General features: G+C 69.2%; 21 protein-coding genes. 12 read left to right on the top strand and 9 right to left on the bottom strand.

Annotated elements, in window-relative coordinates; translation table 11 throughout:
- Window positions 1-26: 26 nt before the first annotated feature.
- Window positions 27-644 carry a TetR/AcrR family transcriptional regulator gene (locus J4573_RS39105; protein WP_208261176.1) on the bottom strand — a complete coding sequence of 206 codons (618 nt, stop codon included), beginning with the start codon at window positions 642-644 and terminating at the stop codon, window positions 27-29.
- Window positions 645-774: 130 nt separating this feature from the next.
- Here J4573_RS39105 and J4573_RS39110 point away from each other — a divergent pair, with 130 nt between their 5' ends.
- Entirely contained in the window at window positions 775-1,575 is an 801-nt protein-coding gene (locus J4573_RS39110) for an SDR family NAD(P)-dependent oxidoreductase (protein WP_208261177.1), read from the top strand.
- Between the two features lie 92 nt (window positions 1,576-1,667).
- Here the strand turns inward: J4573_RS39110 and J4573_RS39115 are convergent, their stop codons facing one another.
- The 3 genes from J4573_RS39115 to J4573_RS39125 form a co-directional block, all read right to left on the bottom strand.
- A complete protein-coding gene (locus J4573_RS39115; RefSeq protein WP_208261178.1) occupies window positions 1,668-2,846 on the bottom strand; it encodes a hypothetical protein in 1,179 nt (392 codons plus the stop codon).
- Window positions 2,846-3,373, bottom strand: coding sequence for a SigE family RNA polymerase sigma factor (locus tag J4573_RS39120; protein WP_307797265.1), 528 nt, complete (start codon window positions 3,371-3,373; stop codon window positions 2,846-2,848). The genes J4573_RS39115 and J4573_RS39120 overlap by 1 nt, the downstream gene beginning before the upstream one ends.
- Window positions 3,374-3,500: 127 nt before the next feature.
- On the bottom strand, window positions 3,501-4,064 hold the full coding sequence (locus J4573_RS39125; protein ID WP_208261179.1) for a dihydrofolate reductase family protein: 564 nt from the start codon (window positions 4,062-4,064) through the stop codon (window positions 3,501-3,503).
- A gap of 223 nt (window positions 4,065-4,287) precedes the next feature.
- Between J4573_RS39125 and J4573_RS39130 the strand changes: the two genes are divergently transcribed.
- The 5 genes from J4573_RS39130 (at window position 4,288) to J4573_RS39150 (ending at window position 8,489) form a co-directional block, all read left to right on the top strand.
- A complete protein-coding gene (locus J4573_RS39130; RefSeq protein WP_208261180.1) occupies window positions 4,288-4,908 on the top strand; it encodes a hypothetical protein in 621 nt (206 codons plus the stop codon).
- Window positions 4,909-5,314: 406 nt separating this feature from the next.
- A complete protein-coding gene (locus tag J4573_RS39135; protein ID WP_208261181.1) occupies window positions 5,315-6,001 on the top strand; it encodes a hypothetical protein in 687 nt (228 codons plus the stop codon).
- 97 nt (window positions 6,002-6,098) lie between these two features.
- Window positions 6,099-6,434, top strand: coding sequence for a YciI family protein (locus tag J4573_RS39140; RefSeq protein ID WP_208261182.1), 336 nt, complete (start codon window positions 6,099-6,101; stop codon window positions 6,432-6,434).
- 5 nt (window positions 6,435-6,439) lie between these two features.
- Window positions 6,440-7,708 carry an RNA polymerase sigma factor gene (locus J4573_RS39145; protein WP_208261183.1) on the top strand — a complete coding sequence of 423 codons (1,269 nt, stop codon included), beginning with the start codon at window positions 6,440-6,442 and terminating at the stop codon, window positions 7,706-7,708.
- A 64-nt stretch (window positions 7,709-7,772) separates the two neighbouring features.
- On the top strand, window positions 7,773-8,489 hold the full coding sequence (locus tag J4573_RS39150) for a hypothetical protein (RefSeq protein ID WP_208261184.1): 717 nt from the start codon (window positions 7,773-7,775) through the stop codon (window positions 8,487-8,489).
- A gap of 67 nt (window positions 8,490-8,556) precedes the next feature.
- Here the strand turns inward: J4573_RS39150 and J4573_RS39155 are convergent, their stop codons facing one another.
- Entirely contained in the window at window positions 8,557-9,105 is a 549-nt protein-coding gene (locus J4573_RS39155; RefSeq protein WP_208261185.1) for a hypothetical protein, read from the bottom strand.
- A gap of 162 nt (window positions 9,106-9,267) precedes the next feature.
- Between J4573_RS39155 and J4573_RS39160 the strand changes: the two genes are divergently transcribed.
- Window positions 9,268-9,747 (top strand): LURP-one-related/scramblase family protein, encoded by a 480-nt coding sequence (locus tag J4573_RS39160; protein WP_208261186.1) that lies wholly within the window; start codon window positions 9,268-9,270, stop codon window positions 9,745-9,747.
- Window positions 9,748-9,764: 17 nt separating this feature from the next.
- Here the strand turns inward: J4573_RS39160 and J4573_RS39165 are convergent, their stop codons facing one another.
- The 4 genes from J4573_RS39165 to J4573_RS39180 form a co-directional block, all read right to left on the bottom strand.
- Complete coding sequence (locus J4573_RS39165; RefSeq protein WP_208261187.1) at window positions 9,765-10,181, bottom strand: nuclear transport factor 2 family protein; 417 nt, start codon at window positions 10,179-10,181, stop codon at window positions 9,765-9,767.
- The gene (locus J4573_RS39170) at window positions 10,178-10,936 is read right to left on the bottom strand and encodes an alpha/beta fold hydrolase (protein WP_208261188.1); all 759 of its coding nucleotides are present in this window, start codon (window positions 10,934-10,936) and stop codon (window positions 10,178-10,180) included. Before J4573_RS39170 ends, J4573_RS39165 begins: the two co-directional genes overlap by 4 nt.
- A gap of 2 nt (window positions 10,937-10,938) precedes the next feature.
- A complete protein-coding gene (locus tag J4573_RS39175; RefSeq protein ID WP_208261189.1) occupies window positions 10,939-11,544 on the bottom strand; it encodes a TetR/AcrR family transcriptional regulator in 606 nt (201 codons plus the stop codon).
- A gap of 334 nt (window positions 11,545-11,878) precedes the next feature.
- Window positions 11,879-12,574, bottom strand: a complete 696-nt coding sequence (locus J4573_RS39180; protein ID WP_208261190.1) for an IclR family transcriptional regulator — start codon at window positions 12,572-12,574, stop codon at window positions 11,879-11,881.
- 260 nt (window positions 12,575-12,834) lie between these two features.
- On the opposite strand from J4573_RS39180, the gene J4573_RS39185 reads away from it, so the two are divergent.
- Genes J4573_RS39185 through J4573_RS39205 form a run of 5 tightly spaced genes read left to right on the top strand, consistent with a single transcriptional unit; the run spans window position 12,835 to window position 19,702 of the window.
- Window positions 12,835-14,496: a bifunctional 3-(3-hydroxy-phenyl)propionate/3-hydroxycinnamic acid hydroxylase gene (locus tag J4573_RS39185; protein ID WP_208261191.1), complete on the top strand. Its 1,662-nt coding sequence runs from the start codon at window positions 12,835-12,837 to the stop codon at window positions 14,494-14,496.
- On the top strand, window positions 14,489-16,252 hold the full coding sequence (locus tag J4573_RS39190) for an FAD-binding protein (RefSeq protein WP_208261192.1): 1,764 nt from the start codon (window positions 14,489-14,491) through the stop codon (window positions 16,250-16,252). The genes J4573_RS39185 and J4573_RS39190 overlap by 8 nt, the downstream gene beginning before the upstream one ends.
- Entirely contained in the window at window positions 16,249-17,115 is an 867-nt protein-coding gene (locus J4573_RS39195) for a branched-chain amino acid ABC transporter permease (protein WP_208261193.1), read from the top strand. Before J4573_RS39190 ends, J4573_RS39195 begins: the two co-directional genes overlap by 4 nt.
- Entirely contained in the window at window positions 17,112-18,980 is a 1,869-nt protein-coding gene (locus J4573_RS39200) for a branched-chain amino acid ABC transporter ATP-binding protein/permease (protein WP_208261194.1), read from the top strand. The genes J4573_RS39195 and J4573_RS39200 overlap by 4 nt, the downstream gene beginning before the upstream one ends.
- Window positions 18,977-19,702, top strand: a complete 726-nt coding sequence (locus J4573_RS39205; RefSeq protein ID WP_208261195.1) for an ABC transporter ATP-binding protein — start codon at window positions 18,977-18,979, stop codon at window positions 19,700-19,702. The genes J4573_RS39200 and J4573_RS39205 overlap by 4 nt, the downstream gene beginning before the upstream one ends.
- Window positions 19,703-19,732 lie beyond the last annotated feature (30 nt).

Here is a 19,732-nt window from a genome sequence, read left to right on the forward strand (position 1 = left end):
CGACGGTGTAGGCGGCGGCCGACCGGCTACTGGGTTTTCCCGGCGGGCTCCAGAAGGTGCCTGGCGAGTGCGGTGATGCCCGCGATCAGCGTGGCGGGGTCCTTCGTGTCGTCGTGAACGATGGCCTGGTAGACGAGTCCGAACGCGCCATGGATCAGTAGTCCGGCGGCCATCTCCACATCGATGTCGTGGCTCACAGCGCCGGACTGCTGGCCGTTCCGGAGTCCCTCGGCGAACGTCGCGGCCAGCACGGGGGCGATCTGCGCGGCGTCGTCCGCGACGCTGCCGCGCAGGACGACCCTGGAGCGGTCCCGGTCCTCGAACCAGAACCGGACGGTCGAGTCGATGATGGTCGTGGCCGCCCGCCACCACGAGTCCGCTTCCGGCCCGTCCGGCTCGACGGCGGCCCGTTCGACGAGGCCGTCGAGCACCGAGCAGCGGAGCTGGAGCAGGACGTCGTCCTTGTTCGTGAAGTAGCCGTAGAACGTCCCGGTGGCCACGTCGGCCGCGCGGGCGATGTCGGCGATGGCCACGTCGGAGAACCCGTGGGTCGCGAAGAGCCGGGCCGCCGCCGTGAGCAGGTCGGCCTGCACCTGTTCGGCGCCCTTGCTGGTGCGGCGTCGCCGCTGGGGTGCCTTCGCCATCACCGCAAGTATGAATGAAGGTCGTTCATCGGCCCAACTCCTTGACCTTATGAATGATGTTCATTCATAGTGACGCCATGACGGCGCGGCCGAGAACACCGCGCGCACGCGACAGAAAGGCAGCTCGGACATGGCGTTGCCGCCTCCCCGGCCCGACACCACGGCGCTCATCACCGGCGCGTCCTCCGGAATCGGCGCGGGACTAGCCCGCCAACTCGCCCAACGCGGCCACGGCGTCACCCTCGTGGCCCGCCGCCAGGACCGCATCGCCGAACTCGCCCGCCGGTTGTCGGACCAGTACGGCGTGCGAGCCGAGGCGCTGCCCTGCGATCTGCTCGATCCCGCCGCCCGCGAAAAACTCCCCGGCCGCATCGACGATCTCGGACTGCGCGTCAACGTGCTCATCAACAACGCCGGAGTCGCCAGCGGCGGCGACTTCACCGACCAGGACCCCGGTCACGAGATCGACATGGTCCGCCTCAACTGCGAGGCCCTGCTCGGGCTCACCGCCGCGTACGCGCCCGGCTTCGAACACCGGCCCGGCGCCATCCTCATCGTCGCGTCCGCCTCGGGGTTCGCCCCCATCCCGCGGCAAGCGACCTACGCCGCCACCAAAGCCTTCGCACTGTCTCTCGCAGAGGCCCTGCATTTCGAACTACGCCCGGCCGGCACCAGTGTCACCGCCCTGTGCCCCGGCCCGGTCACCACCGAGATCGCGGACGGCTCCCCGACGCTTCAGAACCTGTTCGCGAACGCACCGAGGTTCGCGGTCATCTCCGCCGACGAATGCGCGGCCCAGGCGATCCGGGGACTGGAGAAGAACAAACGCGTCGTCGTCCCCAACCTGGCCATCCGCGCCGCCTCGTTCTTCAGCCGCAACACACCCCACCGCGTACTGCTCCCCGCCACCAGAAGGGTCTACCGCGTCTGACAACCGCCCAGCCCAGCCGCCCAGCCCAGCCGCCCGGCCAAGGGCGCCAGGCCCCGAGCGCGGGCGACCGGGCTCATGACCGGTGGGATGGGTCAGCGGACGCGGGCGAGGCGATAGTCGGTGCCGTCGCGCCAGATGAGCCAGTCGCCGGACGTGTAGGCCTCGCCGTGCCAGCGAATCAGCTGGTGGGTCTTGAGGTCGTACAGGACGGACTCGCCGCTTCCTCGGGTCGGCGCGGTCGAGTAGACGACCAGGCGCGAGCCCGCCGTCAGCTGGGTCCGTCCGCCCTTGATCGGGCGGGGCAGGCTGGTCGTGATGGGAGTGGGCGCGGAGTTCCAGGCTTTGCGGGGCGTGACGCGGAGGGCTCCGTCGGCGGCCCAGGCGAAGGTGTTCGGGGTCGCCGCGGCCCACCAGATCTGCTCGATCTGGGTGTCCACGCGTGCACCGTTGGGGATGGGCTTCATCTTGCGCACCCCGGCGGGCAACTTGTGGTGGGCGCCCACTCGTCCTGTGACTGCGTCGATCTCGCGCAGGTCGCGGTGACTCGTGGGATCCACATAGAAGATGGTCGGATCGCTGAAGGCCACCGCCTTGCTCCAGGAGCCCGTCCATTGCTGCGCGAGAATCTTCAGCGGGCCACGGCAGGTGGCGCTGAACGGCTGCGTCATCACGTCGCTGCCGATGATCCTGCCGCCGTCGGTCCAGACCGGCTGAGCGGGATCGACGCCCTGGGGGCTGGCGGTGTGCGTCTTACCGGAGGAGTCCCTGCACATGAGGTTGAACGCGTCGGCGTTGCCCGGTTCGTTCACGGCATAGCCGAGAAGGCCTCGGCCGGTGAGGAGGATGCCCTTGGGGGAGCGGACGCCGGTGGAGGAGGGCTTTCCGCCCTTGGGGCCGGCCTTCCAGACGGCGGCGTCGGCGGAACGGCCGAGGACGGAGCCGTCGGTGCCGAGCACCTCGGCCTGGAACCTCGCTCCGTGCGGGAGTCCTGTCTTGATCCTCACCATGGAGGAGGGGACGACGAGGTCGCCCGGACCTCCGGTCGGGTTCAGCGACGGCTGGTCCTCGTGCCAGGGCATCAGAAAAGGCGCGGCCGCGGCGGCCGCGGTCGCGAGCGCGACGGCGGGAAAGGTGGCGCGCCGACGGATCCGCGATGTGCGCGTGCGCCGCAGATTCTCCGCGTACGGGTCGGGGCGCAGGCCGACCTGATCGGCCTGCCAGCCGAAGGCCGTGCGAAGCCTGTCTTCGATGTCTTCGCTGTTGACGGTCATCATCCCTCCTCGAGTCGTACGGCCAGGGCCGCGATGGCCCGGGAGGCGGTCGCCTTGACGGTGCCCACCGCGATGCCCAGCGTCTCGGCGGTCTCGCGTTCGGTCAGATCAAGCCAGTAGCGCAGCACGAGCACCTCACGCTGCCTGCGCGGGAGCCTCTCCACGGCGGCGAGAAGCCGCCGGATGTCGTCGCGGTCCACCGCCTGGTGCTCGGCCGACCGCACATGATCGGGCACCAGCTGCGGGTGGCGGCGGCGAGCCATCCGCAGGTGCCGTACGCGGCTGCGGCAGGCGTTGCAGACACTGGTCCGCAGATAGGCCAGCGACGCGTTCGGATCGCGGAGCATCGCGCGCTTACGGTGCAGCCGTACGAACGCGTCCTGGACGAGGTCCTCTGGGTCATCCGCGCCGAGCAGCCGCGCAAGACGGACCAGGCCATGGAAGTTCCCCTCGAAGAGCTCCCGGTAGGTCCCGTCCAGCCCCTCGGCTTGGGGGATGGCGTCTTCCACTATCCGATCTCGGATCACGGACCAAAGACGAACGAAGACCCCAAAGGTTTACTCAGCGAGCCATGATCCGACGCTGCCGCCGGTCTGAGGGTCAAGCCCGTGCCGGCCGGCGGACCAAGACATGAACCGATCCGAGGTCGGGCGCTCAGCGCTTGGTCTCGTACCTGGTCAGGAGCACGCCGTCGGGGAACGTCCGGGTCTCCACCAGGGTCAGGTTCACCCACGTGTCCAGCGCCGTGAAGAACGGTGTACCGCTGCCCACCAAGACCGGTGCGGTGAGCAGCACGTACTCGTCGATCAGCCCGGCCCGCATCGCCGCTGCGGCCAGTGTGGCGCCGCCGATGTCCATGGGCTCGCCGTCCTCGGCCTTGAGCCGGGTGATCTCGGTGACCGCGTCGCCGGTGACCAGGCGGGCGTTCCAGTCGACCGTCCTGGGCTCGGAGGAGAACACCACCTTGGGCATGTCCCGCCAGCGGCGGGCGTACTCGATCTCCGCCGGTGTGGCGCCGGGCTGCTGGTCGGCGGTCGGCCAGTGGGAGCTCATCGTCTCCCACAGTCTGCGCCCGTACAGCGCCAGGCCGGTCGACCCCACCCGGTCGGACCACCACTGGAACAGCTCGTCGCTCGGCACGCTCCAGCCCAGGTCGTCTCCGGGCGCGGCGATGTAGCCGTCCAGGCTCAGGTTCATGGCGAAGGTCAGTTTCCGCATGGCGTCAGCCTCCTGTGAGTCGGTACTCCGCGTACAGACCAGCACGGCGCGGAAAAATCATCGCTCAGGCCACGCCGAGGGCCGATTCACCACCACGCCGAGCGACAACATGCTCCACACATGACGCCGCCGCCGGAGCCCTGTTAAATAGACAACTATGTCTGCACCTTCGGCTTTCCCTCCGCCGCCCCAAGCCGCGACATCGAGTGGATCGCCCGGCCGCGTGGTCGTGGCCTTCGCCATCGGCGGTGCGATCACCACCGTCATGGCGTTCGCGCTCGGATTCGGGGCCTGCGCGGTGAGCACGGGACTCGGCCAGATCCTGGTGTTGTGCATCCTCAGGCTGGTCTCCGCGCTCGTTCTCGGGGTGGCGATGGCTCTCCCGTTCCTGATCGCCAAGGCGCGTGGCCCCCTGGCCCCTGTCGCCGCCATCATCGGCGGGCTGGTCGCGGAACGGGTCGGCACTCTTTCGGTGGGCCTGGTCAGAGGCGGAGACGGCGCGCACGTCGTCCAGGTCGAGTTCGGACTCTCGAACAGCACCACAGCCCTCTACTCACTCGTGAACTGGATGGCGATCCTGCTCGTGCCCGTGGTCGCGGGAGGACTGACCGCGATCTTCGCGTTGCGAACGCCGAAGCAACGTCCCGCGGGCTTCGTCCCAGCCGGGCCCTACGGCCCGGGGCAGCCCGCCTTTTCCCAGTACCGGCAGCCGCCGACGCCGTTCACGAACCCACCGGTCAACCCGGCAGTCCCACCCGCCGCACCGAACCCACCGGTCAACCCGGCAGTCCCACCCACCGCACCGAGCCCTGGCACCCCGCCGCAGCCGCCCCGCGGAACCTGAGACTCGGGCAGCCCCGGTCACGTCGGATTGATGTCGGCCTGCGGAGCGGGATGGCGGCGTGCGGCCGAGTCCCCCACGGTCTCGGTCGCACGCCGCACCCACAACAATCGGCCGGGCTCAACGACGCCTAGCGTGCCCCAAACCCCCCAGCTCAGGCGCCCCCTGAACGTCGGATCCAGCGGCCGATGCGCATGACATTAGAGGCGCCACTTCCCGCGCCTCCAGAGTTCATGCCGCCAGTGCGACCAGCGGTCGGTCCTACGCGGCCAATGGTGAGCTCGTGGCGGGTGTGCGAGTTCGATCGGTCCAGGGATTACGATCATGTCACGCTGATTCAAATTTGAACATCCGCTCCGAGTTGTTGATCATGATGGGGATCTGATCATCGCTCCCAGAGAGGATTGACGTGCCGACCTCCAAGACCAAGATCAGCATCGGCGCGGCCGCCGCCGTGCTCGCCGCCGGAGCCGTCGCCTTCACCGCCGTTCAGGCGGCCCCGGCCCCGGCCATCGCCGCCAATGTGTCCGCGAACGCCGCCGCCCCGATCGACCCGGGGATGGCCCTCGACGATGCCGGTCTCGCCGACGTTCCCTACCCGTGGGGAAAGATGAACACCTACGACGGGAACAAGCCCCAGCTGCCGTGCTGGGAGAGGTCCCGCCCGTACGGCCACGAGGTCAACATGGCGGCTTGGGGCAGCGCGCACGACAACACGCAGATGTCGTGGAACACCGGCATGGAGATCGTGAAGTTCGCCACCGCCGACAAGGCCGCGGAGGCCGAGAAGCTGTGGATCGGTGACATGGGGACCTGCATGGCCAGGTTCCCCAAGAACGACCCGAGCGTCGGCACCTACTTCACGCAGCTCCGCCAGACCGGCGAGGTCGGCGGCTCGACCACCTGGGCCTGGAAGGAGGGGAACAACTACGACAGCCGAGGCTACGAGACCCCCTACCAGGCGACCGTCGTGCGCCAGGGCACGGTCGTGTACCTGCTGAAGTACATGGACTGGGGCTCCAGCGGACCGGCGATCACGTTCAAGAAGGAAGTCCCCGCCATCAAGGACCGCATCAGCAAGTACTACCCCTCCTGACCGCCCACGGCCCCCGACCGCTGTACCGCTGGGGATACGGTTGGGGGCCATGACGGCCGAGCCTCCAGGCGGGGATGGCGCCCCGCGGAGCAAGTTCATGTTGATTTTTCGCGGGGGAGCGGTCTCGCGGAACGATCTGTCGCCCTCGGAGCTCCAGGTCCACGTCGAGAAGTGGTACCGCTGGTCCGATGAGCTCGCCCAGCAAGGGCGGCGCAACGCCGGAACGGCGCTGGACGACCCGGGCGCCGAGGTGCGGGGCCGTGAACGCGTGGTCACCGACGGCCCGTACGCCGAGTCGAAGGACCTGGTGACCGGCAGCATGGTCTTCGAGGCCACCTCCCTGGAGGACGCCATCGAGGTGGCGCGCACATGCCCGACCTATGAGTACGGGGGGTCCGTCGAGGTGCGGCCGGTCCAGGACTCTCGGAGCTGAGGCTCGTGGACGGCAGGTCTGGCACGGCGTCACCCGCGGAGCTGATCGAGGACCTGTTCCGCAAGGAGTATGCGCACCTGGTCAGTGCGCTGACCCGGGTCCTGGGCCCGTCCAACATCCCGCTCGCCGAGGACGTCGTTCATGACGCGCTGATCAGTGCCATGAACGCCTGGCGTTTCGGGGTGCCGGACGACCCGAAGGCGTGGCTCATCCGGGCCGCCCGCAACCGGGCGATCGACGTCATCCGCCGCGAACGGCGCCACCGCTCGTTCCTGCCCGAGCTGGCGACGATGACGGCGCTGACCGAAACGATCGAGGCGGCATTGGCCCCTGCCGCCGAGAGCACCGGCCAGCTGGCGATGATGTTCGCGGTCTGCGACCCCGGCCTGAACCGCGAGACGCACGTGACCTTGATCCTGCGGTGGCTGTGCGGTCTGTCGCCCAAGGAGATCGGTCAGGCGTTCCTGGTCGACACCCAGACCATCGACCGGCGGCTGCACCGGGGCCGTGGACGGCTCCGTCGGCTGGGACGGTTGCCCGACGCGGACGACCTGCCTGACATCGACGCCCGGCGGGACTCCGTTCTGCGCTCGCTCTATCTCCTGTTCAACGAGGGCTACCACGGCAGCAACCCGCACGACCCGGTACGCCCGTTCCTGTGCGAGGACGCGCTGCGGCTGACCGGACTCCTGCTGGAGGCCAAGGCGACGGCGCGACCGGACGTGCACGCCCTGGCCGCCTTGTTCTGCTTCGACGCAGCCCGCCTGCCGACGCGTCTGGATCAGGACGGTGTGTTCGTGCCCCTGGAGGATCAGGACCGGAGCCGCTGGGACCGGGTGCGTATCGAGCGCGGTCTGATGCACCTGGCCCACTCCGCCTCCGGGGATCACCTGTCTCGCTGGCATCTGGAGGCCGGCATCGCTTGCGAGCATGCGATCGCGCCATCGATCCGGGAGACCGACTGGGACCGGATCGTCGGCTTCTACCAGCTCCTCGCCCAGCAGGCCTGGAGCCCGGTCGTGGCCCTGAACCACGGTCTGGCCGTGGCCGAACGGGACGGCATCGACGCCGGCCGCCGCGAGCTGATCGCCTTGGCCGAGGAGCCGAAGCTGTCCCGGTACCCGTTCTATTGGGCGGCCCGCGCCGATCTGGAACGGCGGGCCGGTAGCCACACCGCGGCCCGGGAGAACTACTCCCGTGCGATCGCGCTGTCACGGAGCCCGGCTGAGCGCGGGTCCTTCGAACGCCGGATCGCGAGCTTGGAAATCTCCTAGCGCGTGTCCGGTTCCGTCGCCCGCCGTTCGTCCTCCTGGTGAAGACCAGCGATCAGGAGGAGAAATGAACGATCTGCTCGACACCGCCGTCGCCGCGCACGGCGGCCTGGACCGGTGGAACGAGGTCAAGTCGATCACCGTCGACGCCTCTGTCACCGGTGCCCTGTGGGCCCTCAAGAACCAGGATGACGCGCTCAAGGACGTTCGCCTCGAGATCGACACCACGCGGCAGCGGCTGGCGATGGACTTCCCCGGCCAGGACAAACGGTCGGTCTTCGAGCCTCACCGAGTCGTTCTCCAGCGCCGTGATGGCGCGCTGATCGACGAACGCGACGACCCGGAAAGGTCGTTCGACGGTCACCAGCTCCAGACCCCGTGGGACGAGGTTCATCTCGCCTATTTCGCCGGGGAGGCGCTGTGGACGTACCTGAACACGCCCTTCCTCTATACCTGGCCCGGATTCGTCACCGAAGAGATCGCCCCCATCGAGGTCGGCGGTGAGACGTGGCGGCGGCTGCAAGTGACGTTCCCCGACGACATCAAGAGCCACGCCCGCCGGCAGATCTCCTGCTTCGGGCCGGACGGGCTGCTGCGCCGCCATGACTTCACCATCGACGTCCTCGGCGGCGCGACCGGCCTGCTCTACGCCACCGGCCACCGCGACGTCGGCGGCATCATCATCCCCACCACCCGACGGGGCTACGCCTGGCAGGACGACTATCAGCTCATCCCGGAGCCGCTGCTGGTCGCCATCGACATGGCCGAGATCACCATCCGCTGACCTCGGCCGGCCGGTCCCGAAGCCCCTCCGGGACCGGCCGGCGAGGACCGTCGGCGATCTGATCGCCTCAGGCGGTGATCTCCAAGTAGATCGCGTTGAGCTCGTGTGTCGCGGCGGAGAAGTCGGCGTAGTCGGCGTTGTCGTCGGCGTCTTCCCAGTGGTTGTACATCTGGTTCGAACGGGTCCACGCCAGCATGTCCACGATCTGGGTGAAGGGCGACGGGGCATACCGGGGAAGCAGCTCTCCTTCACCCGGGTAGGTCGTCGAAGTCAGATCCAGCCCCGTCAGCAGACGCAGCCAGTCCGCCGCCACCATGGCCGACTGACCGATCAGGTGCAGATCCTCGTCCTGATCCTCCACCAGGCTCACCAGGGCCAGCTGTTCATAGATCGCCTGGGCGTCGACCGGTTCGCCGGCGGCGGCTCTGCGTACCTCTCGCACCGCTTCCGGGGTCGACATCGTCTGCTCATCACTGAGTTCGGCGTCCTGCTGCTCAACATGGTCGAGCAGCGGAGCGAACAGGCCGTACAGGCGACTCGCCTGCTCACGCGAGTCCCAATCCCTCGCGAACTCATCGATGGCGCTGATCAACTCGGCGTAAGTCCTGTCCGTCACTCCAGTCTGGATAGCAGGTCGAACGTCAGCACGGACACCGATTGGTCAAGATCGTTCAGAGGGCGTAATCCCTGGCGATGCGAGCCGGATCGGCGGTGTGCGGCTTGTTCATGCTCCGCTGTCCGGGTAGTACGGTGTCGGACCGATGTGATGGAGGTCGCGGTGAAATACAAGGTGCGTGATCGGGTCTTCGGTTTCGGGGACGACTCGTGGGTCGAGGACGAGCAAGGCGACAAGGTCTTCCTGCTCGATGGGAAGGCGTTCCGGATGCGCCAGGTCTTCGAGCTCAAGGACCGCGACGACCGGGTGGTCGCCGAGATCAAGGAGAAGCGGCTCAGCGTCCGGGACACGATGATCATCGAGCGTGACGGCGAGCGGCTGGCCACCGTGCACAAGAAGATGATCCACCTGGTCCACGACCGGTTCGAGATCGAGCTCGAAGGCGGCGGCGAGTGGACGGCCAAGGGCGACATCCTCGACAAGGAGTACGAGATCAAGGGCGACCACGGAACGATCGCCAAGATCTCCCGTAAGTGGTTCAGCATCCGCGACACCTATGGCATCGAGGTCGAGCCCGGGATGGACGTGCCGCTCGTCCTGGCCGCGGCCATCGCCGTGGAGGCGATCTCCGAGGACGACTAGCGCGAGGTGTGGATGCGTTAGGGGGAGAGGCCGAAGCCGGTCGACAGCCGGGTGAAGTCGGCGTACATGCGGTCGTGGCGGAAGTGGTCGTCCTCGAAGCTGCACACGAAGACGACGGGTACGGCGTCACTGGTGTCGGTGGTGTCGGTGGTGGCGTCAGTGGTGCTGTCGCCTGCGTTGGTCACTGAGCCCCAGACGACTCCGAGGTCATCGGCGTACAGGCCGTTCTCGATGGTGAGCCGGTAGCCGGGCGCGGCGGTGAAGAACTGGCGGTAGAAGGTGTCGAGCGAGTCCCGCGACTGGATCGTGACCGAGGTGCCCATGAGCGAGAGCGTGGATTCGGGGTGGCGGTCGGCCAGCATCCGGGTGACGTCGTGGGTGTTGACGGCGTCGACGTAGTCGGTCAGGCAGCGTTCGACCTCGGCCGGGGTCATGAGGTCGTCCGCGCGTCGGCGCTGGTCGCGGCGGCCCGATTCCAGTGGCCGGTCAGTGCCGCGGCGACCTCCTCGGGTCGTTCGATCTGCCACCAGTGGCCGCAGTCCAGCTCCAGGTAGTCGGCTGCGGCGATGTCGGCCGCGGAACGACCGAACGACGCCGACTGGAACGGGTCGTCGCGTCCCCACAGGACCAGTCCCGGCGGGTAGGCGGTGCCGGCGGTGAAGGCCCAGTCGCCGAAGAAGGGCTCGGAGCGGTAGAGGGGCAGGATGTGGTCCAGCATGCGGCGGTCGATGCCGGTGGCCACCTCGTCGGCGCGCCCGGGCGGCACTCCGACGGCTTCCAGCACCTGAACGCGGGCGGCGGGGTCGAGCGCCAGCAGCTGGTCGCGGGACGCCTCCCCGAGTTCGGCGGTCTGCCAGACCCGGGCCTGGGGATGCCACAGGTAGTCGTCGGCGCAGACGCCGCCGCCGAGCACCCAGCTGCGCACGAGGTCGGGGCGGGTGACGATGACGCCCTGGGCGATCACCGAACCCTGGTCGTGACCGACGAGGTCGACCGGTTCGCCGATGGCGTCGAGCTCTCCGATCAGCCAGTTCATGTAGGCGAAGCGGGTGGCGGTGAAGGCGGCGGGGGAGTCGGTCCCGAATCCCGGGAGCCGTACGGCGAGGTCGTCGTGGTCGGCGAGCAGCGAGCGCAGCGGGTCCCAGACGGTGGCGGTGTCGGGCACTCCGTGGACGTATACGACGGTCATGGTCATCCGTTCTGAGTGGCGCCGAGGTGGACGGAGATGAGGGCCCGCCCGGCCTCGACCAGGTGGTTCTGGGGGCCGTCGGCGCCGAATACCTGGCTGGTGGCGAACGCGCCATCGACCACGAGCACCAGCTGGTCGGCCAGAGCGGGCGGGTCGGTGATTCCAAGCTGCTCGGCGAGCGTGGTCAGCCGCCGGCGCAGCTCCACCTTGTTGATCTGGGCCGCGGTACGGGCTCGGTGCCCGGCGTCGGCGAACTCGGCGGTGATGTTGAGGAACGGGCAACCCCGGAACTCCGGCATGGCGATGTAGTCGCGAATCCACTCGAGCTGGGCGATCAGCTCGTCCGCCGGCCGGCCGGCGTGGTCTGCCGCGATCGTGTCCCACACCTGCCAGAACGCGGCGTCCCGTCGGCGCAGGTAGGCGACCACCAGGTCGTCCTTGGTGGGAAACCAGCGGTACAGGGTCGACTTGGCGATGCCCGACGTGGCCGCGATCTCGTCGACGCCCACGTTGCCGGCGCCCTTGGCCGTGAACAGCTCGTCCGCCGCCATGACGAGCTCGTCCCGGACCGCCGGGCCCCTGACCTGACTCCTCTTGTGCGGCGGCACCGCGCCTCCCTCTATCGCTACCGATCTGTAGCGATAGTACGAGACAGATCTGTAGCGATACAAGCCGGTCTCGATATCATCCAGGCGCGCGGCGCCACCGATGCGTGGACGGGCGGCTGCCGCTGGAACGCCGCCGCCGAACGCACCGAGTCGGTGGCCCTGCACTGGAACGGCTCACAGTGGACGGCCCTGCCCCGGCTCCCCATCGATCGACCCGACCGGTGCGTCGCCGGCGTCGCACCCGCCGCCGACGGTACGGTCTGGGCTCTCACGCTGATCGACTCACCCCTGCTCCTCACCTCCCCCTGAGAACCGGCGAGGCTTGGACTTGGGCTCAGGCGATCTGAGGCAGGGCGCGGCCGACTCTCTGGGCCACCTCGACGATGTGCTCCTCGACCGTCCTGGCCTGGTCGGCCCGGTGGGTGATGATGTTGACGCACGTCTGGGGATAGGTGTCCGGCACCGGGGCGGCGATGGCGTACGCGCCGATCAAGATCTCGCCTTCGCTGGTCGCGTAGCCGCGTTCGCGGGCCAGTGTCACGGCTTCGGGCTCGCCATCGAGCGGCGGCCCGGCGGACAGGAGCGCGTAGCCGGCCGCTCCCCGGTCGATCGGTGTACGCATCCCGACCTTGAACGCTATGTGGTGGGAGGTCGTCGTCGGCTCCTCGAGCGCGATCGCGGCGGCCTCCCTGCCCTCGGCGACGAACAGCGAGATGGTGCAGCCGAGTTCGTCGGCCGCCTCGCGCATGACCGGGAGCGCGGCCGCGCGCAGCGCGGGCAGGTAGGTGTCGGCGAGCGTGGCCAGCAGGGCGCCGGGATGGTAGGCGCCGTCGTCGCCCTGGGTGACGAAACCGAAGTTCACCAGCGTCTGCAGGATCCGATAGGCGATCGAGCGGTGCACGTCGAGTTCGCCGGCGAGCTCCTGGACGGTCATGCCGCCGTTGGACTCCACGACCGCGAGTAGAGCGTGCAGGCCGCGGGCGAGTGTCTGGCTGCCCGCCTGCGTGCGTCCCGTCGTGGCTCCTGTCATGGAACGAGCCTTTCACAAGTCGTCCCGGGTCGGCTCGGCGGACATTCGGTGATGGCCGTGGTCCCCGGACGGTCATCGTCCCGCTGATTCCCGATCATCATCCTGTGCGTTATATGCACGATCTCGATCTATATTTTCACAGATGCCCATGTTTCGGGCAGGTGAACCGTTGACGCTCCCCAGGTGGCTGGCTATCGTGTGATTATCGCAACAGAGTGTGCGTTATATGCACACTATGAAGGCCTAGTGAGAGGGCGTCAATGGGTTCCAGTCCCTGGGGTTCGGCACCGCCTCCCGTCACCGGCGAGCGCGTGGACGTGCTCGTCGTGGGTGCCGGACCGGTCGGGCTGACGGTCGCGAATCTGCTCGGCGCGCGCGGTGTCTCGGTGCTCGTCGCCGAAGAGCGCGCGGAGCTCATCGACTACCCGCGGGGCGTCGGCCTGGACGACGAGTCGCTGCGCACGTTCCAGACGATCGGGCTCGCCGACCGGGTTCAGCTGCACACGATTCCGAACCAGATCCTGCGCTTTGTGAACGGCACGGGGCAGCTGCTCGCCGAGATCGCGCCGAGCGGCGCCGACTACGGCTGGCCCAAGCGCAGCGGGTTCGTGCAGCCGCTCGTCGACGCCGAACTGCTGGCCGGCCTGTCGCGGCATCCGTCGGTCGAGGTGTCATGGCGGACGCGGGTGGAGACGTTCCACCAGACCGACGACGCGGTGACCGTCAGGGTCCGCTCGGCGGACGGGTCGGCGCGCGACGTCCTGGCCGGTTATGTGGTCGGGTGCGACGGGGGACGCAGCCTCACGCGCCGCGTGCTCGGGACGAGCTTCGAGGGGACGACGTCCTCGACCCGGTGGCTCGTGGTCGACATCGGCAACGACCCGCTGGGCTCCCCGAACAGCTACGTGGGAGCCGACCCGAAGCGCCCGTTCGCCTCCATCTCGATCGCGCACGGCATCCGGCGGTTCGAGTTCATGATGATGCCGCACGAGACCGACGACGAGGCCGCCGAGCCGGAGTTCCTGCACCGGCTGCTGCGGCCTCTGGTGCCGGACCCGACCGGAGCCCATGTCATCAGGCACCGGGTCTACACCCACCACTCGCGCATAGCGGGAACGTTCGGCCAGGGACGTGTTCTGCTCGCCGGCGACGCCGCCCATCTCATGCCGGTCTGGCAGGGACAGGGATACAACAGCGGCATCCGCGACGCGGCGAACCTCGGCTGGAAGCTCGCCGCCGTCGTCGGCGGCCTGTGCGGCGAGGAGCTGCTGGCCACCTACGACCAGGAGCGGCGCGAGCACGCCCGCGCGATGATCGACCTGTCCACCACGGTCGGCAGGATCATCTCGATCCGCAACCGTCCGCTCGCCTGGGCGCGTGACCGGATCGCCTCCGCCGCGTCGATGCTGCCGACGCTGAAGCGCTACATCGTCGAGATGCGGTTCAAGCCCATGCCGCGGTACCGCAGCGGTGCGGTCGTCCCGTCGGCCGGCCCGGACTCCCCGGTCGGGCGCCTGTTCATCCAGCCCGAGGTTCAGACCGCGGACGGCCTCATGCTCCTCGATGACGCGCTCGGCGACTGGTTCGCGGTCATCTGCTGGAACAACGACCCGACCGCCATCCTCGACGCGGACGCGCTGGCCATCTGCCGGCGGCTGGGGGCACGGCTCGTCGCCGTCGTGCCGAGGGCGCAACTCGGCATGGACAACTTTCCGCGCGAGGTCCTCGTCGTCGGGGATCTCGGCCCGTTGAAGAGCTGGTTCGACGCGCACCGGGAGTCGGTGCTCTTTCTGCGCCCCGACCGCTGCGTCGCGGCCGCCGCGGTGGCCCAGAAGGCCTCGGAGACGACCCGCGAGTTCGCGGAGGTCCTGGCCTTGCACGAGTCGACCAAGGCCCTGGATGAGGTGAGCGAGCATGACTGACGAACGCAACGACTACGACCACACCGTCGACGTCCTTGTCATCGGATCGGGCGCAGGCGGGTTCACCGCGGCGCTCACGGCGAACGCACGCGGGCTCAGCACGCTCGTCGTGGAGAAGGCCGGGCACTTCGGTGGCTCGAGCGCCCTTTCCGGAGGAGGAATCTGGGCCCCCGGAGCGCCACCGCAGGCCCGGGAGGGGGTGCACCCCGACCGTGCGGAAGTCCTCGGCTATCTCCGCGAGATCACGGAGGGGGAGGTGAGCGAGAGCCGGCTGACCGCGTACCTGGAGAACGTTCCGAAGATGCTCGGCTTCCTGGAGGAGTCGAGCGAGCACCTGCGCTTCGTGTGGAAGCCCGGCTATCCCGACTACTACCCCGAGCTTCCGGGGGGTTCGGCCGAAGGCAGCGTCATCAACATCCCTCCGATCGACATGCGCGCGCTCAAGACGGACGCCGAGTTCCTGTTGCCCCCGCACGCGGTCGCTCCAGCGGGGTTGTGGATCGGCCCGAACGAACTCGTCGACTTCTACCGGCTTCGCCAGAGCTGGAAGGGAAAGCTCCTGTTCGCCCGGCTGCTGTGGCGGATGGCCCGTGCCCGGATACTGGGCGAACGCGTCGTGACGATGGGTCAGGCGCTCATGACCCGGCTGATGCTCGCGTTCCGTGAACAGGGTCTCCAGCTGTGGCTCGACACGCCCATGACCTCGCTGCTCACCGACGGCGACGGGCGGGCGATCGGCGCCGAGGTCAGCCGGAGCGGGCAGCCGCGGCGGATCCGGGCGCGGCACGGTGTCATCGTCGCGACCGGTGGATTCGACCACGGCACCGAGTTCCGCCGGACCCACCAGCCGTACGCCGACCCGTCGCTCAGTCTCGGCGCCACGTCGAACACCGGAGACGGCATCATCGCCGCGCAGCGGATAGGCGCGGACGTCGCGCTCATGGACGGCGCCTGGTGGTACCCGGCCGTCGCCTGGGGCGATGGACGGGTGCAGTTCAGCCTCAACGAACGCATGATGCCGGCGCAGTTCATCGTCAACGGCGACGGCGATCGCTTCATCAACGAGGCCGCGCCGTACCAGGACTTCGGGTACACGATGATCCAGGGCGAGGGCGCGGGGGTCCGGCACATACCGGTCTGGCTGGTCACCAACGAGTGGTGCTGGCGCCGCTACGTGATCTTCGGGCACCTGCCGCTGCCGCGGATCCCGTTCGCGCCGGTGCCGACCGGACGCGCCCTGCCCGGCTCCTGGTCGGCGTCGGAGTCGGTCGTCACGGGCCGGACACTCGACGAGATCGCCGGGCGCATCGGCGTTCCGGCCGACCGGCTGCGCAGGACCGCCGAACGGTACGACGCCATGGCCAAGGCCGGGCGCGATGCGGACTTTCGGCGCGGGGACAGCCTCTATGACCGCTACTACAGCGACCGCACGCTGCCACATCCGAACCTGGAGCCGCTGGGGGAGGGCCCCTACTACGCCTTCGCCCTCGTGCTGTCCGACCTGGGCACCAACGGCGGCATCGTCACCGACGAGCGGGCCCGCGCGCTCGGCGCCGGCGGCGCGGTCATCGACGGGCTGTACGCGACCGGCAACGCCTCCGCGACGGTCATGGGCCGCAGCTATGCGGGCGCGGGCGCCACGCTCGGGCCGGCCATGACGTTCGGATACGTCGCCGCCAACGACATCGCCAACGACATCGCCGACGGCACCGGGGACGGCACCGGGGACGCGGCGCGACAGGGGGACCCGTCGTGACCGACATCATCGCGGGGCTTGCGATCGGGGCCATCTACGCCATGGTGGCGCTCGGCTACAACGTGACCTACCTGGCGTCGGGCGTCCTCAACTTCGCGCACGCGAACATGATGGTCGTCGGCATGTACGTGGCCTACTGGGCCTACAGCTCCGGCGGCCTGCCGACGCCCCTGGTGTTCGGGATCGCCTTCCTGCTCGCCGGATTGGCCGGTCTCGTGGAGGAACGGTTCGCGATCCAGCCGCTCCGCCGGGCCACCGGAAGCGCCGAGCTGGTGACGATGATCGGGGTCGCGACGGTCATCACCGGGATCGTCGAGCTGAGCTACGGCACCGACGCCCTGCGGGTGCCGTTCTTCGGACCCGACCACACCCTCGTCCTGGCCTTCGGCACCCGGACACAGCCGGTCGATCTCATGATCATCGCTGCCGCCGTCCTGCTCGCCGTGCTGCTTCAGCTGGGGACTCGGCGTACGAGGATCGGCCTCGCCGCGCTCGCGCAGATCGATGACCGGGAAGCGGCACAGCTACGCGGGATCAATGTCGGCGCGCTGTCGATGTGGGGGTTCGCCTTCGCCTCCGCGGTCGGCGGGCTGCTGGGACCACTGCTGGTGGCCAAGACGTTCGCGGCGCCCTCGCTCGCGCTCGTGCTGGCCGTGAAGGGATTCGTCGTGCTCGTCCTCGGGGGTGTCGGAAGCCATCGGGGCGTCCTCCTCGCCGCCTTCGCGATCGGGGTCGCCGAAGCACTGGGCGCCCGGTACATCGGGCCGCTCTATCGGGACGTCGTCGTGTTCGCGGTGTTCGCGGTCACCTTGCTGGCCTTCCCGCAAGGCCTGGCGAGGCGGCAGAAGGTGAGGCTGGTATGACGCCGACTGCGACGGCACGCACCGCGCTCGCCGGATGGCCCATCGTCGTCGGCCTGGTCTGCGTGCTGCCCTGGCTGGGCCTGAGCGGCGCGACGATCCGGCTGGTGACGCTCATCGCGATCCTCTCGCTCGTCGTCAGCGGGCTGAACCTGACGCTGGGCTACGCCGGTGAACTCGCCCTCGGGCAGGTCCCGCTCTACGCGGCGGGTGCGTACGCGACCGGCTACATAGCGATCAACGTCGTCAACGACCTGCTCGTCTGCATGCTGGTGGCCGTCGTGCTGGCCGTCGTGCTGGGAGTGGTCACCGGTCTTCCCGGTCTGCGCCTGGGCGGCTGGGCGCTGGCCATCACCTCCTTCTTCATCGTGTTGCTGATCCCCTCGGTCATCAACATCTTCGGTGACCGTCTCGGCGGGCTCGAGGGGCTGAACGGGATCCCGGTCCCGGCCGTCCTCGGCGTCGAGCTGGACGGCAACGCCTTCTACGTCGTGGTCATCGGAGTCACGGCCTGCTGGTTCGCCGTCTTCCGCAACATCGCCGTCTCCCGGCACGGGGCCTCGTTCCTCGTCCTGAAGCAGAGCCCGGTGCTGGCGACCGCCGTCGGCACGTCCACCTTCGCCACCAAGGTCACCGTCTACGCCCTCAGTGCCGCACCGGCCGGCCTGGCCGGCTGCTTCAGCGCCTATCTGGACTCCTTCCTGTCGCCTTCGACGTTCGGGCTGGAGCTGGCGATCGTCATCCTGGCGGCCTCCATCCTCGGCGGGGCGACGAGCGTTTACGGAGCGATCGTCGGTGCGGCGATCATGGAGATCGGGCCGCTGCGGATCACGGCGTTCGACAAGTACTCGCTGGTCGCCTACGGCGCCTTCCTGGTCGTCGGGGGGCTCCTTCTCCGCAACGGGCTCGCCGGTGTCGCCACCAGGATCGGCCGCAGAGCGGCCGTCAGGATCGGCAGCCGGACCGCGCCGGCGGACGCGGCGCCGACCGAGGCGGCCACCGTGGACTTTCCGGCCGTGCAGGGGCTGCCGCTCACCGTGGTGGGGGCCACCAAGCGGTTCGGCGGCAACGTGGCCGTCGATGACGTCTCCTTCGAGGCGGAGCCGGGCCAGATCACGGCGCTCGTCGGCCCCAACGGGTCCGGCAAGACCACGCTGATGAACCTCATTTCGGGCTACTACACGCTCGACGCGGGCACGATCAGGCTCGGCGACCAGGTGATCTCCGGCCTTCGCGGCCATCAGGTCGCCCGCCGGGGCGTCGGGCGCACGTTCCAGACACCGCTGATCCCCGAGGGGCTCTCGGTCCAGGACTCGATCATCACCGGGCGGTTCGCCCGGCATCGGGTCTCGCTCCTGGCGACGGCCCTGAGGTTGCCCCGCCACTGGAGGGCGCTCGACGCCGAACGCCGCCTCAGCCGGCGGATCATGCGGACCCTCGGCCTGACGCAGCAGGCCGACACCCGGGCGGCCGACCTCGCGCTCGGCACGCGCCGGATGCTCGAGCTGGGCCGGGCGATCGCCGGGGGGAGTTCGGCGGTGCTGCTGGACGAGGTGGCGTCGGGCCTCGACGAGGACGACATCCACGGGCTGGTCCGGGTGCTGACCGGGATGCGCGATGCCGGCATCACGATCCTCCTGGTGGAACACAACTTCGCCCTCGTCAGGGCGCTCGCGGACCGCATCGTCGTCCTCGCCGAAGGACGGGTGATCGCCACCGGCGGCCCGGACGAGATCGCGGCCCATCCCGAGGTCCTGCGGATCTACCTCGGCCAGGGCGGCGAGATCACCGGGACCCGCATCGCGGCCGACCGGCTCGACAGCGCGGTCGACACTGCGCTCGACAACGCGAAGGCGGACCGGGCATGACCACGCTGGACATCAAGGGACTCGCCACCGGTTACGGTGACCTGCGCGTCGTCAGCGATGCCACGCTGCGCGTCGACAGCGGATCGGTGACCGCGTTGCTCGGGCGCAACGGCGCGGGCAAGACGACCACGCTGCGCGCCGTCGCCGGGCTGAACAAGATCAATGCCGGCACCGTCACCCTCGACGACGCCGACCTGTCCCGAACGCCGCCGTACCGCAGGGCGCGGGCGGGCGTCGGATACGTCCAGGAGGGCAAGCGGGTCTTCGGGTCCCGGACGGTGGAGGAGAACCTCCTGCTCGGCACCTACGCGGGCCGGGACAGGGCGCGCGGACGCGAGCTCACCGAGGAGATGTACGAGCGCTTCCCGGTGCTCGCCCAGCGCCGGAAGCTGCCGGCCGCACAGCTCAGCGGCGGGCAGCAGCAGATGCTGGCCATCGCGCAGGCGCTGGTCGCCGCCCCGAGCGTCCTGATGCTCGACGAGCCCTCCGCCGGCCTGGCACCGGCGATCGTCGGCCAGGTGCTCGAGGTGATCAACGACCTCCGGGCGCGCGGCCTGGCCGTGCTCCTGGTGGAACAGGCGGTCGACTTCGCCCTCGCGGCGGCGGACCGGGTCGTGGTCCTGAACGTCGGACGCACCGTCTACTCGGGTCACGCCGATGACCCCGATCTTCGCGACGCGATCCAGCGCGCCTACCTGGCCGAGGAGAGCGAGCCTTCGTGACGCGGCCCGTGCCTGCGCGCAGGCCGGCCA

Source organism: Actinomadura barringtoniae (assembly GCF_017573505.1).
GTDB classification, from domain to species: Bacteria; Actinomycetota; Actinomycetes; order Streptosporangiales; family Streptosporangiaceae; genus Spirillospora; species Spirillospora barringtoniae.